This is a genomic window from Thalassotalea sp. SU-HH00458 (genome assembly GCF_040362795.1).
GTDB lineage: Bacteria > Pseudomonadota > Gammaproteobacteria > Enterobacterales > Alteromonadaceae > Thalassotalea_H > Thalassotalea_H castellviae.
Window position 1 is genome coordinate 462,460 of record NZ_BAABWW010000001.1, and the last position, 14,475, is coordinate 476,934.

Consider the following 14,475-nt stretch of genomic DNA (forward strand, 5'->3'; position numbering starts at 1 on the left):
TTAAACCGTGACCCCAGCACTTTCAAAACTCGCCATCTCGTTATAAAAACTAGCCGCCGCTTTTAATAAAGGTAAAGCCAACGCAGCGCCGGTGCCCTCTCCTAAACGAAGATCTAAATTCAATAACGGTTTTGCTTCAAGCATAGTTAACATGAGTTGATGGGCATGTTCATTTGATTGATGCGCAAAGATTAAATAATCGCGGACATTAGGATTGATCTTTTCAGCCATTAAAGCGGCGCTGGTGACAATAAAGCCATCAATTAATACGGCAATACCTTGTTCTGCGGCTGCGAGAATGGCGCCAACCATTTGCACCATTTCAAAGCCCGCTAATTCTTTTAATAGATAATAAGGGTCTGTGAATATTTTCTCGGGATCTAACCTTGATACAGCTTGCGCTACTAAGTGCTTTTTAATTGAGAGTTGTTGCGAATTTATACCTGTACCCTTGCCAACACATTGCTCACAATCTTGTTGAGAATAAGCGCTTAAAATGGCTGATGCCGCACTCGTATTGCCAATGCCCATTTCACCAAGCAATAAAATATTACAACCTTGGTTAATAATATCTGTGGTAATTTTTTTACCGTATAACAACCCTTGCTGAACCTGAGAGCTTGTCATAGCGCTCGTGGTAGAAATATCATTGATGCCAGCCCCTAAGCGCTGCTCAATAAAGTGTTCACTTATAGATTTTTCTGCCGAGGTTAAAGGGGTGTTGATACCAGCATCAATGACTTTCATCGCAATATTGTTACTGCGACAAAAGCAATTGATAGCAGCACCACCATGTAAAAAATTCAACACCATTTGACGTGTCACTTCACTTGGCGCGATACTGATACCTTGTTCAGCCATACCGTGATCAGCAGCAAAAACCAACATGGTAGGTTGCGAGATAATCAGAGTCTTTGTAGCAAGTTCACAATTTTGGCTTTGAATTAACATGAGCTGTTTCGCCAAACTTTCAAGTTGGCCGAGGGCAGCTAATGGCTTAGTTTTGCTATCAATAACCTGTTGTATTGCCGTTGATTTATCGGTATTTAATGGCTTTATTGAAAACACGGCTATACCTTTCGCATAATAAATAAAAAGAACAGGCTGCCAATCACAGAAGTTATCACTCCAATAGGGATCTCTTGTCCTGGCACTATGGTTCGTGCAACCACATCCACCCAAATTAAAAAGCAGCCGCCGACTAACCCAGAGCTTAATAATAGTTTTGCGGTAGTTAAGCCAAAAAAAGGTCGAACAATATGTGGGATCATCAAACCAACAAATCCAATACCACCACAGTAAGAGACAATCACGGCCGTCATTGCGGCACATACAATTAGCGCTAATAACCGCAATTTATCAACATTAACCCCAAGCGTTCTTGCGCTTTCGTCACTTAATAACAATGCATCTAATTGTCTAGCAAAAACCAAAGCTAATATTAAACAAATACAAATAACCGGAATCACCCAAGATAAGGCGTAGTAATCAGCGCGAGCTAGTGAACCCATCATCCAAAAAATCACTCGATTACTTGCAAAGGCTTCTCCAAAATATAAAATAAAACTGGTAAAGGCGCTGAGTAAGAAAGACACGGCAACACCGGCAAGCAGTAAATGTTCAACTCGTCGCCAATTATTACCCATCAAAACAACCACAACGATTGATACAGCAAATAATGCGCCGATAAATGCCGCTAACGGTAATGAAATGGCTTGTAAGTGTTGTGGGAGTAGCCCTGATAAAGTAGCGCCTAAGCCAGCGCCAGCAACAATACCAAAGAGATAAGGGTCGGCTAATGGGTTACGAGTAACATTTTGCATCAGTGCGCCAGCCGCTGCCAAAGCAAAGCCAGCTAAAAACCCCATCAGCACTCGTGGAAAACGTATATCCCATAAAATTGTTTGATAAATAGGTCGTTGACACTCATCTGTCAAACATTGCCAAACCTTTTGATAGCCTAGTTCTGCGGTGCCAAATCCCATTGAAAGAAGAATAGAAAACATCACCAAGATGATTAGAATGCCAATTTTACTTAACGATTTTCCTTGATTAGTCATGCGAAGCTCCAGCATAAGTCACTCGCATTTTACGGGTAAGTGGGTTTCTATCGACCAAACAGTCAATATGAAAAGTCTCTTTGATTAACGTTTCATTCAATACTTTTTCCGTATCATCAAACGCGCGAACTTCGCCTTGAGAGAGCAATAACAATCGATCACAATACTGCGCAGCTAGGTTTAGATCATGAATGGTCATAATTAGGGTTAAACCGAGTTGTTTCACAATCGATAAAATTTGGTGTTGATAGTAAATATCTAAGTGATTGGTTGGTTCATCCATAATAAGAATTTCTGGACGTTGAACTATCGCTCGAGCAATTAAACAGCGTTGCTGCTCGCCACCTGATAAGGTATTAAACACTTGATACTTTTTTTGTTGTAAATTGACTTGCGTTAACGCCTGATCAATTAATTGTCGATCTGAGTTGGTATTACTTTCAAAAAACGCTTTATGAGGGATCAAGCCCATATTCACAATATCAAATACGGTTAAATTAAATACTGCTTCATGTTGCTGTGCAACCACCGCCACTTTTTTGGCAATCTCTTTTCGATCGAATAAATCTAATGAAATTTCAGACAGCGTAACCTGCCCAGAGGTCATTTTATTTTCTTGATACAAGCATTTTAGTAACGAGGTTTTACCGGCACCATTTGGACCGACAATACCGACGGTTTCGCCTTGCTTTGCAGTAAAACTAACATCTTTGATAATGTGTTTATTATCAATCTGCCAAGATATATTTTCAGCTTGTAAGTGAATAATTGTCATAAATACCACAAGGTTAAATAGGCGTGGTATTAGCAAGGAAATTTTGTGCAGAAATGAAATCGTGAAAGTGCAACAAAATACCTACTATGTTACCCGCACAGTATATTCGTATTATTTTTATGGCAGGTCTCCTGACTTATAGAGATAACCCAAATTTATCCTTCCCAGCACCTTATGCCAGTGGTAATAAAATTCAGCTCTACTTACAGTTGCGGGAACAGTTGCGGACTAATACCTACTATTATTGTCAATAGTTGATATGCACCACATTCCCTTTTAAGCCGTGTTGAGTATTCTGTTGAATAAACACACAGACACCATAAAATTTGCGCTACTTTATCATAGCTAAATAACGTTGACTAGCATTTAGCTATATAGACGTCTAAAATATTTTCAAACTTTAAATTATAACTGTTGTAATACCTTATCTAAGCCACGCTTTGATTCAGCGACAGCTTGCAATGGGGTTAAACCATTTGGGTATTCTTCTTGCTCTACGACCAGCCATAATGTACCGCCAACTGTCATATTGGCCTTAGTTAAATTCAACCAATCAATTGTATCTTGACCGATAATAGGCAGCTTTCCTTGAGTACCTTTAGGTAATTTAACTTTGTAATGGGTGGTTAATGTTCTGCCTGGATATTTTTCCACATAAGCAATAGGATCTTTCCCTGCATACGTTGTCCAACCCACATCTTGTTGAAGCACTACATTTTCAGGGGTGTTCATCGCTAGATAATCCCAATATGTAGTCCCAGCAAAGGCATTAAATTCGTGATCATGATTATGAAAGCCAGTTTTCATGCCGTATGGCGCTAATTTTTTTGACAGATGATTCAATAAACCCACCACTTCTTTTATTCCTTGCGGATGCCAAGCTCGTTCATCCCAACCAACAATTAACATGTCTATCCCTAAGGTTTGATAAAACTTCACCGTGTCAGCAAAATTTTTCTCATTGAGTTGTTCAAAGGACACGTGTGCACCGCTACCTTTTAACGACAATGAATCTAACACTTGTTTGATCGCAGTGGCATCTCCTGCAAACTCACCAAATTCATTGGCAAATTCCACCCCATCAAAACCCATTTCTGCTAATGTTTTAAGAGTCCCTTTAAAATCAGCTTTGACTTCATCTTTAACCGACCAAAGTTGCACACTCAACTGTGGTGTAGTGGTAACGTGAGATTTTTCATGCTCCTCATGCGCTGACACTACAGGGTTAAAAATCAGAACACTGGCGGCAATAAGCACATTGAAGATATCTTTTAATTTTTTCATTATTTTTCTCGTATATTTCTGTGTATTTTGTCAAAGGTTAATTTCGACACTAAATTCGTTTTGCATTCATCTCTTTCACGGCATAATCAACCGCTCTAACGGTTAGCGCCATAAAAGTAAGCGATGGATTCACCACGGCTGTCGAACAAAAACTTGAGCCATCAGTCACAAATAAGTTCGGAATATCATGGCTTTGGTTATATGCATTGAGTACTGAATCAGACGGATCACGCCCCATGCGCGCCGTTCCAACTTCGTGAATAGCTAATCCAGGCGCATTTTTATCCAGAGATGTGTAACTGGTGACGTCTTTCACACCGGCTTTTACTAGCATATCTTTCGCCGTTTCCGCCGCATCTTCCATCATTAATCTTTCATTCTCTGACCACTGACAGTTGATGTGTAATTGTGGGATCCCCCACTTATCTTTTTTACTTTCGTGTAATGACACTTGATTTTCGAAACGTGGTAGCATTTCACCTTGCGCATGCAAACCAAAATACCAATCTCCAGCTTGCGTTAACTGATGTTTAAAATCAGCACCAATCCCATCTTTAAAACGATTACCTTGCCAATTACTTCGCCCTGCACTGCCCGCTAAAGCATAGCCGCGTTTATAATGTTTTTTGTATTTTGAAGGTTCAAATTGAAAATTAGGAATGTATGCCGCGGTAGGACGGCGTCCCGAATAAAATTCATTTTCATAGCCTTCTAATCGCCCACTCGCGCCTGCATTGTATACATGGTCCATTAAATAATGACCTAATACGCCTGAGCTATTGGCAATGCCATTAGGGAATTTTTTCGATGTGGAATTCAACATGATTTGTGTTGAACCAAGGGTTGAAGCACATAAGAAAATCACTTTGGCAAAGTATTCTCGAGTCGTTAAGTTGTCATTGTCGATCACTTTAACGCCTTTAACCCGATTAGTTTTTTCATCGTAAATTAAACTATGAACCACACTATTTGGAGCAATATGCAAGTTACCGGTTTTCGCTGCTGCTGGTAAAGTAGAGCTTTGCGTAGAAAAATAAGCCCCAAATGAACAACCTTTTTGACACTCATTTCTTGCTTGGCATTGTACGCGGCCTTGTGAAATATGAAGTGCTGTCGGCTGAGTTAAATGTGCCGTTCGCCCCATAATCATTGGTCGGTCAGGAAAAAGGCGAGCAAACTTTTTTTGTAAATCTTTTTCAGGTTTAGTCCACTCAAAAGGCGGTAAAAACTCGCTATTAGGAATTTGTGGCAAGTTATCATAATTTCCACTGATCCCAGCATGCTTTTCAACGTGGCTATACCAAGCTTCAAGATCTTTATAGCGTACAGGCCAATCATTGCCAATACCATCGGCTTTATTTGCGTTAAATTCATTATCACTAAATCGGTACGATTGACGGTGCCATAGTAGCGACTTTCCGCCGAGTTGATTTGCCCTGATCCAGGTAAAATCCGTACCTTCTTCAGTTGAATAAGGTAAGTCTTTATCATTACCAAAGAAATGTTTTGTCGCATCATGAAACGCATAGCACTTTTTTTGTACTTGATATTGTTCTTCTACCAGCAAATTATCTACTTGCATACGGTTCGCAAATTCCCATGGACCTTTGTTTTCGCCAATATAGTCTTTGCGATGTTCAACCACCCGTCCGCGTTCTACCATTAAGGTTTTTAAGCCACGCTCGCAAAATTCTTTTGCCGCCCAGCCACCTGAGATCCCAGAGCCAATGACTAAGGCATCGTATTCTTCTGTACTGTTATTTATATATAATTCTTGATCCATAACTTCTTCTCAATTAGCAATTTCTGACTTAGTAATACGCCAAAGATCCCCATGATTTTTTTAACGATGAATATGCCACTGAGCCTTTAAAGCCCCCGGGCACTGCCTGATAATTTAACGCTTGAGTTGCGCCAACTTCAGTGGTAAAAAAACCGAAGACTAATAACGACTTTACTGCTTTAAACGCGTGTTTATCTTGCGAAGTGAATCCTAACTTTTCGGCTTCTAAGCCAATCAGTAAATTCTGTTGATTTGAGCCAGTTAGCTCAATAAAACTCTTATTGTAATGACGGGTACTTTGATGGTTTATTTTATCAATAATAGCAACAGCTTGTTGCTGGTCTTTTTGGGGAAAACACACAGATAATTGATGATCTAAAAAACCATGAACATCCAAATCAGCGGCACTAGGTGTATCGGTTCTCGGTAATACCACTGCGCAAATATCATGTAAAATTTTCATTTGTGTTAACGTAAAAAGCTTACCCGCTTGCAGGGCACTATTGCTTTTTGGTTGATAACTAAACGCTACTGCTAACGCATCACCGCTGATCAAAGGGGATACCGCAGCGGTTCCCATAAATGCTGTTAAGCCACGTAAAAATTGTCGCTTACTTTGTTCAACTTGCGATGATATTTCAGAACTTGTAGCTTTTGGTTGTTTCATCTTTTTGACAAGCCTTGAATGATTAACGTTACTTTTCAATGCCCACCTCCGTAGAGTCTGTTGATACTTGGATAACCGCAGCTTTACGCATCACTAAAACTAAGCCAGTAAAGGCAAAAATCAGCACAAACGGAAAGATGCTTAAGTTTGCAAGGGTTGCTTGACCCGCCGCTAATTCAGCAAGTGCAGGATCACTATTAAGCGTTAACGCTTGTTGACGTGCCTCATCTATCCACCGACCGATCACAGGGTTCCACATGCTTACCGCAAACATACCAATTCCGCCTAATAAAGACATACCTAAAGCGCCTGAATCAGGAATATTTTCCGCGACAAATCCCACCATTGTCGGCCAAAAATAAGTCACACCTAAGGCAAATAAAAGCGCGGAAACATACACCATATTCCCAGTTGCAACACTCATTGAATAGATACCTATGGTGGTCACTACCGCGGAATAAAGCAAAACACCAGCAGGGTTAAACTTGTGAACAATAGGACCAGCAAAGTAGCGCCCGACAGCCATTACACCTGTGATCATCGCCATAATCAACATTGGTGAAGCACCAGATGAACCTAGAATTCGCTCTATCCATTGTTGCGTGCCTAATTCACTTGTTGTGGTAAGTGTCATACAAATGGCCATGAAGATAAAAAGAGGTGAAAAAAGTGCTTTTATATTTTTACGGGTAGAGGTTTCTATATTGTCTGATTCTGGAAATTTTTGAGAAAGAATAAGATAACCATAAATAACTGTCGGTACTAACATCACGGCAATTTGCGCTTGCCAGCCAAAACTCATATCTGTCATCATTTTCGATATTAATGCCCCAACAACGATGCCGCCAGGAAACCAAACATGGAATCGATTAAGCATAGTCGTTTTGTTTTTATGGTACATATCGGCAATTAATGGATTACAACCTGCTTCAACTGCACCATTGGCAAAACCAATACAAAAGCTTGAAATTAATAGCGACCAAAACCCGTCTGCGCTGATGGTTAATATCAAGCCAACGATATGGCCAACAAAGGCGATAGTTACTAATTTTTTAGCGCCAAATAAGTTATACAACAAGCCGCCAAGCATAGTAGCAATAGGAAACCCTAAAAAGGCCATTGCATTTATCCAACCTAACTGAGTATCTGTTAAGGCATAATCTTGACTAAGTTGACCTAATATTCCCGCACGAATAGCAAAAGTCATTGCTGTTACTGTGAGCGCTAAACAACTCGCAATAAAAAGCTTATTTTTATTTATGTGTTCTGACATTTTTTCATTCCTATTTTAATTCATCTTTGACTCATTCAGACCTACAACCCCAGAATTTGACGATTTAACGACGCATCTTCCCCACTAGATGCAAAATCATCAAAAGCATGTTCAGGTGTTCTAATTAAGTGCTTTTCAATAAATGGTGCGCCTTCTTTAGCACCATCTTCAGGATGTTTTAAGCAACATTCCCACTCTAATACCGCCCAACCTTGATAACCGTATTGTGTTAACTTGCTAAATATTTGTTTAAAATCGATTTGACCATCACCTAATGAGCGAAAACGCCCTGGACGGTTTTGCCAATCTTGGTAGCCCCCGTAAACACCACTTCTACCGTTTGGTCTAAATTCAGCATCTTTGACATGAAATGCTTTAATGCGCTCATGATAAATATCAATAAATGCCAAATAATCAAGCTGTTGTAAGATAAAATGACTTGGATCGTAAAGTATATTGACACGCTGGTGGTTACCAGTTGCTTCAAGAAAGCGTTCAAAAGTTACACCATCGTGCAAGTCTTCACCTGGGTGTAATTCATAACAAATATCTACACCAGCTTCATCAAACTTATTGAGGATGGGTAACCATCGCTTAGCTAATGCTTTAAAGCCATCTTCAACTAAACCCGCAGGACGTTGCGGCCAAGGATAGACAGTTTGCCACAACAAAGCACCGGAAAATGAGGCATGCGCAGTCAAGCCAAAGTTAGCACTTACTTTTGCCGCCATACCTACTTGTTCGATTGCCCATTGAGTTCTAGCTTGTGGATTGTTTTTTACTTCATCCACAGCAAAACCATCAAACTGCTTATCATATGCCGGATGAACCGCCACAAGCTGCCCTTGTAAATGCGTGGACAATTCACTAATACTTAAGCCAGCTTCACTTACAATACATTGTATTTCATCACAGTACCCTTTACTTTCATGAGCCAGTGATAAATCAAATAATCGTTTATCCCAGGTAGGTATTTGTACGGCTTTGTACCCTAAACTAGCAACCCAAGCACATAGAGCTTTTAAATTATTAAAAGGCGGCTTATCTTGGCAAAATTGGGCAAGAAAAATGCCGGGTCCTTTAATTTGTGAGCCATGAGATTGCCCGGCTTGCGTTGTGCCCTTAGACGTAACTGAATGCGAATTGGAGGTGTTTTTAGCCATTTTACTCGCTTCCTTTTTCAACGGAGTTAGATAATAGAGGCTGCCATTTAAGTTCAGATTGGCTCGCGGTTATGACACCTTCAATAAATGCCATGCCGCGTATTGCTTCATCAATACCGGGTACATCAAAGGTTTGGTTGTCGCATGCTTCATTCGCTTGGAATGCACGAATTTGCTTAGCAAAATTAAGATAAAGATTAGCGAAAGCTTCTAAATAACCTTCAGGATGACCGGCTGGCGTTCTCATTGCACTTTGCGCAGCATTACACATTGTTCCAACACCCGCTCTTATTTGCTGAGTAGGCTCATAATTAGATTTCAGCAATAAAGTGTTCGGCGTTAAATGTGACCACTCAATACTTTTTTTATCGCCGTAGATACGCAGGGTTAAGTTATTTTCATCACCTATTGATATTTGACTGGCAAGTAAAACACCTTTCGCGCCATTCGAAAATTTTAACATCACAGTGCCATCATCATCTAACGTTCTACCGGCAATAGTGGAGGTTATATCAGCACAAATATTATCGATGGTTAATCCAGAAACATACTCAGCTAGGTTTGCCGCATGTACGCCAATATCCCCCATACAACAACTGACGCCTGATTTTTCAGGATCTAATCGCCAACTCGCTTGTTTACTACTTTCATCAGATTTCGAGGCAAGCCAGCCTTGACTATACTCAACAACGACCTTGACTATATTACCTAGCTCGCCCTGCTCAATTAAGTGTTTAGCTTGTTTTATTAAGGGGTAACCCGTATAGGTGTGAGTTAAACCGTAAAGCATGGCATGTTGTTCAATTACCGCTTTTAATTGGTAAGCTTGCGCTAAACTTAAGGTAGCTGGTTTATCTGACATGACGTGAAAGCCATATTCCATCGCAAGTTTAGCTACCGGAAAATGTAAATGATTGGGCGTGACTATGGCAACAAAATCCATCCGCTCATTTGCTGGTAGCATGGCCTCTTGCTTAAACATTTCTTGATAACTTTCATAGCACCTTGATTTATCAAGATACAAGCCTAAACCGGATGAAAGACTTTTTTCTTTCGTTGAACTAAACGCCCCACAAACCAATTCAATCTCGCCATCAATTGCAGCTGCGATACGATGAATCGCGCCAATAAAGGCCCCTTCACCACCGCCAACCATGCCCATACGAATTTTTTTCACTCTGATAAATCCAAATCAATGTTCAAATACTTGCTATTTACTATAGGAGCTTGCCGGAAAAATGTGTTATTAATAAATCGGTTTTAAATGCAATAAATTCGGCGTTTAAATTTTAATAGCGTTTTTTCTTTACAGGATTATAAGTCGATGACTGAGCACAATGTCTCACGTTTTATTGCCCAAATGGGGGGTGAACAATTGATCACTATGTTTGATTTATTGCCTGGTGTACTATTTTGGATAAAGGATAAAAACCATAACTTTATTCATGCAAACCAAGCTTTTATCGATCACAAAGGTGTGAAAGGTTTACCCAAAATCGTCGGAAAAACTGACTTTGATTTTTCTCCACCTCACTTAGCGAAACAGTTTATTCGTGATGACAATAAAATTTTAGCTGGGCAGAGTGTCACCGAACGACTTGAAATGAATATGACAGAAACCGGTGACGCCGCATGGTATGCAACTTCCAAAAGACCTATTACTAATCGCCAAGGAGAAATAATCGGCTCTTATGGTATTACTCGACATTTACAAAAACAAACCATCGCGCTGTCTGGGGTTGATGCGGTGAAAGTACCTGTGGACTATATTCGCTGTCATTATCAGCAACACTTCACCATCAATGAATTAGCAGAAGTTGCCCATTTATCAGTCAGTGCATTAGAGCGTCGCTTTAAGAAGTATTTGGCAAAAACGCCCAAGCAGTTTATTAATGAAGTACGTTTAGAAAATGCCCGTCGCTTATTAGTAGAAACTAATACGCCTATTTCTCAAGTTGGTGATGAAACTGGTTTTACTGATCACAGTTATTTCAGTAAACAATTTAGATTGTTCTTTGGTGAATTACCGTCTGATTTTAGAAAAAATAGTCGCAAATAACCATGAAGCGTCAGCGGTATCCGTTTACGCTTTGCTAAATATATTATTCACTTCGTCGCGAGTTAACGGGCGACTTTCCCCTGGCATGAGCTTCGCATCTAACTCGAGTGAGCCCACCGACCTGCGATGCAATGCAATAACGGGGTTTCGGAAACGGCCAAACATCCGTTTAATTTGATGATACTTACCTTCATATAACTGAACTTCTAACTGATGTTCATCAATAACCGTTAAAAAAGCGGGCAGAGTGGTAATATCTTCATACTGAAAATACATCCCTTTAACGAAAGCATCGATATATGATTGTTCTTGCTCTTTGTTAATGGCATGTTCAACGGTTACCAGATATTTTTTTGCCACTTTATGCTCAGGAGACATTAATCGCTCCGACCAACGACTATCATTGGTGAGTAATACGAGTCCTGAGGTATTAAGATCTAAACGACCGACAATATGTAGTTCATTTTTAGCCGGATGATTGATTAAATCAATCACTGTTCGATGCTGTTCGTCAACCGTGGCGCACACCACACCAACAGGTTTATGTAGCATTAAGTAAAAAGCTTGATTATTTTGCAGTGTTTCGCCGTCTAACTGAACATGAGAAAATTTATTAATAATATAGCCAATTTCATTAATCGCCTGTCCATCAACTGAAATTCGCTTTTGCGCTAACATTAATCGCACGTCACGACGACTAATGTGCAAATGCTCACCAATAAAACGGTCTAAGCGAGTATGTGATATTGACATAGTAAATAAATACACTAAAAAGTTTAGTGAAAGTTTACCAAGTTATTTCACTAACTTTAATATCGACTGAGGTTTTTCTGGTTGGATAATCACACTTTGTGATCTTAATTGATCGTTTTTAAAGCGATCAAAATGTGCAGTTTTAGCGCCCATTTTGCGGCAAAACTGCTTAAATGTTTGAAGATCTTGAAAAGTATACGGGTTATCATCTGCTGTCATTAATCCATCAATATATATAGCATCTCCGTTACAATTAATATTGGCGATAGCACTATATTTATCACCATAGTTTTTTGTTCTCAGTGCTCTTACGGTTTTAATTTCAAAAAACCAATCGTCCATTTTTATATAACGTTGCATGTCATTCATTCGTCTTACCTTAAAAAAAGAGCCGACTGAGGTTGGGAGAAACAGCCGGCTTAAATGGGGGAATAAGCAAAACTTACTTGATGTCTTTTATCAAAAAAATTACTTCACTTGTGCTATATATTGGTTAAATTCCGCTTCACTAATACCTGAATCGGTATTGAGATCCATTTTGGCAAATAGAGCGACTAATTTCTCACTTTTGCTTGATTGAATTTCGGCTTTACTTAATAAACCATCTTTATTTACGTCAAATTTTTCAACCAAGCTTGCAAACTTACTTGGTGCTTTAGTTTCAGAAATCACTTTAACTTCGCTGGTTTTCACTGCTGCTTTCATGTCATTATTAACCGCTAGTTTTGCATCACCTTCGTTAGCATGTGCTACATAAGAACCGATGGCACAAGTTAAAACTACTGCAGTTACTTTTTTTAAACTAATTGTATTCATTATTTTATCCTTTCTTTTTGTTATCAACGTCAGTCTCTAACATGAGACATACAAACAGACATTGCACACGACGTACCAAGTATTTAAGTAATTGATAATAAAGAAATTAAATAAAAATCATTGTCAGTTATTGTCGCTAATAAGAGACAGTTAAATAAATTTATAATTATTCCCCCCTAACTACTGAGTTAAAGAATAAAAATTTACTATATTTATCAATAAGTAAGGTCGATAAACAACCACAAAACAACACTGTCACCAATTAGAGACAGTGTTGTTTTTTTGCTGAAATACCGTAAAAATACAACGACATCATTTTACTCATAAAATATATTCATTAAGGTTGCCGATTGAAAAAGCCGATAAAAAAATGGCGGATAGAAACTGTTTTAAATTTTTCTGGTATCCGCCAATGGTCAATAAAGTCACTTACCCTTATCGGTTTTAGTTTAGTTGCTATCCCGCTAACATTTGCCTTGCTATATGGCGCAAATCAAGTCAATAAACTTTCACAACAAGGTAGTTCTGCGATTATCAATGTTGCTGAGTTAGTTAAAATAAACCGACAACTCAGCATTGAAATGAATAAATTGCAACGTTTTGCAAGTCAATATGTGGTGTTAGAAGAACAAGGGTTATACGAACAATTTATTCAACAAAAAGATAAATTAACGCAAATGATCACAACAGAAATGGTGATCTATCAAGACGAGCCACTCAATCAATTAAGCCAGCAACTATTCACAGAAATAGAACAATTAAATCTACATCAACCAAATTCAATCAATGTCAGTAAAAAATCGTTAGAGTTACTCCAAGAAGAATTCAAAGCATTGTCATCGGTCAGTCAAATGATAAATTTTCGCAGTAATGAGTTAATTAGTTCACACGCCCAACAGATGAAAATTTCCGCGGATAGCTTAAGAACAACCATGTTGAACAGTTTGTTAAGTATTCCGCTGACAATTGTGATTGCAGGGGTGTTTATTCTATTGATCATTCGTCCTTTAAGACAATTATCAGCTAAAATTTATCGGTTAGAACAAGGTCATTTTCAACAAAAAATCACTTTTTCGGGTTCGAAAGAAATTAAAGAAATAGCCGACGCGTTAGAGTTAATGCGAGCAAGGTTACATGCCTTAGAATTACAAAAATCAAGTTTCATTCGCCATATTTCTCACGAATTGAAAACCCCGTTAGCGGCAATTCGTGAAGGTACTGAGTTATTGTATGATAATAGCGTGGGCCCATTAAACGACGACCAACAAGAAATCACTAATATTCTTAAAGTGAGCGTGTCTCGTTTACAAAACTTAATTGAAGATTTATTAGATTTTAATATCGTACTTGACTCAACAAGTTTGCAAGATGCTGAAAAGTCTCAATTAACATCTATTATTGAACAAAGTATCAACGACAGAAAATTAGACATTCAAAGTAAGCAAGTCACTGTCGACTCTGATTTAACCCCATTGATAGTTCAAACGAATGCGAAACAACTGTCTGTCATATTAGATAACATTCTCTCAAATGCGATAAAATACTCACCTCAAGGTGGAAAAATCACAATTCAGTCATACCTAGAAAGTCATGAAATAATATTGAAGATTATCGATCAAGGCCCTGGAATCCCGAGCAGTGCTCAACAACAAGTGTTCGACGCCTTTTATCAAGGTCCTCCTCCTAATGATAGTAATATAAAAAGTAGTGGCCTAGGTTTAACCATTGTCAAAGAATTATTAATGCGCCTAAATGGCGATATTAAATTAACCTCTTTTCCCGCTCCAAAGCATGGGTTAATGGTAACCTTACGCTTTCCATATCATGTTCAAGGCAAATAAA

At 38.9% G+C, this 14,475-nt stretch carries 14 protein-coding genes and 1 riboswitch; of the genes, 2 read left to right on the top strand and 12 right to left on the bottom strand.

The window, feature by feature from the left end:
• The 9 genes from cobT to ABXH06_RS02095 form a co-directional block, all read right to left on the bottom strand.
• The gene (gene cobT / locus ABXH06_RS02055) at positions 1-1,068 is read right to left on the bottom strand and encodes a nicotinate-nucleotide--dimethylbenzimidazole phosphoribosyltransferase (RefSeq protein WP_353517105.1); all 1,068 of its coding nucleotides are present in this window, start codon (positions 1,066-1,068) and stop codon (positions 1-3) included.
• Positions 1,069-1,070: 2 nt separating this feature from the next.
• Positions 1,071-2,060, bottom strand: a complete 990-nt coding sequence (locus ABXH06_RS02060) for a FecCD family ABC transporter permease (RefSeq protein WP_311578474.1) — start codon at positions 2,058-2,060, stop codon at positions 1,071-1,073.
• Positions 2,053-2,835 carry an ABC transporter ATP-binding protein gene (locus ABXH06_RS02065; protein WP_311578477.1) on the bottom strand — a complete coding sequence of 261 codons (783 nt, stop codon included), beginning with the start codon at positions 2,833-2,835 and terminating at the stop codon, positions 2,053-2,055. The genes ABXH06_RS02060 and ABXH06_RS02065 overlap by 8 nt, the downstream gene beginning before the upstream one ends.
• 104 nt (positions 2,836-2,939) lie before the next feature.
• Positions 2,940-3,172, bottom strand: a riboswitch (cobalamin riboswitch).
• A 68-nt stretch (positions 3,173-3,240) separates the two neighbouring features.
• Positions 3,241-4,119 carry a sugar phosphate isomerase/epimerase family protein gene (locus ABXH06_RS02070; RefSeq protein WP_311578480.1) on the bottom strand — a complete coding sequence of 293 codons (879 nt, stop codon included), beginning with the start codon at positions 4,117-4,119 and terminating at the stop codon, positions 3,241-3,243.
• A 49-nt stretch (positions 4,120-4,168) separates the two neighbouring features.
• On the bottom strand, positions 4,169-5,902 hold the full coding sequence (locus ABXH06_RS02075) for a GMC oxidoreductase (protein WP_311578483.1): 1,734 nt from the start codon (positions 5,900-5,902) through the stop codon (positions 4,169-4,171).
• Positions 5,903-5,930: 28 nt separating this feature from the next.
• A complete protein-coding gene (locus ABXH06_RS02080; protein ID WP_311578486.1) occupies positions 5,931-6,569 on the bottom strand; it encodes a gluconate 2-dehydrogenase subunit 3 family protein in 639 nt (212 codons plus the stop codon).
• Positions 6,570-6,597: 28 nt separating this feature from the next.
• Entirely contained in the window at positions 6,598-7,842 is a 1,245-nt protein-coding gene (locus ABXH06_RS02085) for an MFS transporter (RefSeq protein WP_311578489.1), read from the bottom strand.
• A gap of 41 nt (positions 7,843-7,883) precedes the next feature.
• Positions 7,884-9,005, bottom strand: a complete 1,122-nt coding sequence (locus ABXH06_RS02090) for a sugar phosphate isomerase/epimerase family protein (RefSeq protein ID WP_311578492.1) — start codon at positions 9,003-9,005, stop codon at positions 7,884-7,886.
• 1 nt (position 9,006) lies between these two features.
• Positions 9,007-10,167, bottom strand: coding sequence for a Gfo/Idh/MocA family protein (locus tag ABXH06_RS02095; protein ID WP_432280219.1), 1,161 nt, complete (start codon positions 10,165-10,167; stop codon positions 9,007-9,009).
• A gap of 162 nt (positions 10,168-10,329) precedes the next feature.
• On the opposite strand from ABXH06_RS02095, the gene ABXH06_RS02100 reads away from it, so the two are divergent.
• Entirely contained in the window at positions 10,330-11,064 is a 735-nt protein-coding gene (locus ABXH06_RS02100) for an AraC family transcriptional regulator (protein ID WP_353517106.1), read from the top strand.
• A gap of 24 nt (positions 11,065-11,088) precedes the next feature.
• On the opposite strand, the gene ABXH06_RS02105 is transcribed toward ABXH06_RS02100, so the two are convergent.
• The 3 genes from ABXH06_RS02105 to ABXH06_RS02115 all read right to left on the bottom strand — a co-directional run bounded on the left by ABXH06_RS02105 (position 11,089) and on the right by ABXH06_RS02115 (position 12,633).
• Positions 11,089-11,817: a pseudouridine synthase gene (locus ABXH06_RS02105; protein ID WP_353517107.1), complete on the bottom strand. Its 729-nt coding sequence runs from the start codon at positions 11,815-11,817 to the stop codon at positions 11,089-11,091.
• Positions 11,818-11,859: 42 nt separating this feature from the next.
• Positions 11,860-12,186: a hypothetical protein gene (locus ABXH06_RS02110; RefSeq protein ID WP_353517108.1), complete on the bottom strand. Its 327-nt coding sequence runs from the start codon at positions 12,184-12,186 to the stop codon at positions 11,860-11,862.
• Between the two features lie 99 nt (positions 12,187-12,285).
• The gene (locus ABXH06_RS02115; RefSeq protein WP_311578504.1) at positions 12,286-12,633 is read right to left on the bottom strand and encodes an EF-hand domain-containing protein; all 348 of its coding nucleotides are present in this window, start codon (positions 12,631-12,633) and stop codon (positions 12,286-12,288) included.
• A 350-nt stretch (positions 12,634-12,983) separates the two neighbouring features.
• Between ABXH06_RS02115 and ABXH06_RS02120 the strand changes: the two genes are divergently transcribed.
• Positions 12,984-14,474, top strand: a complete 1,491-nt coding sequence (locus ABXH06_RS02120) for a sensor histidine kinase (protein WP_311578507.1) — start codon at positions 12,984-12,986, stop codon at positions 14,472-14,474.
• The last annotated feature ends 1 nt before the right edge of the window (position 14,475 follow it).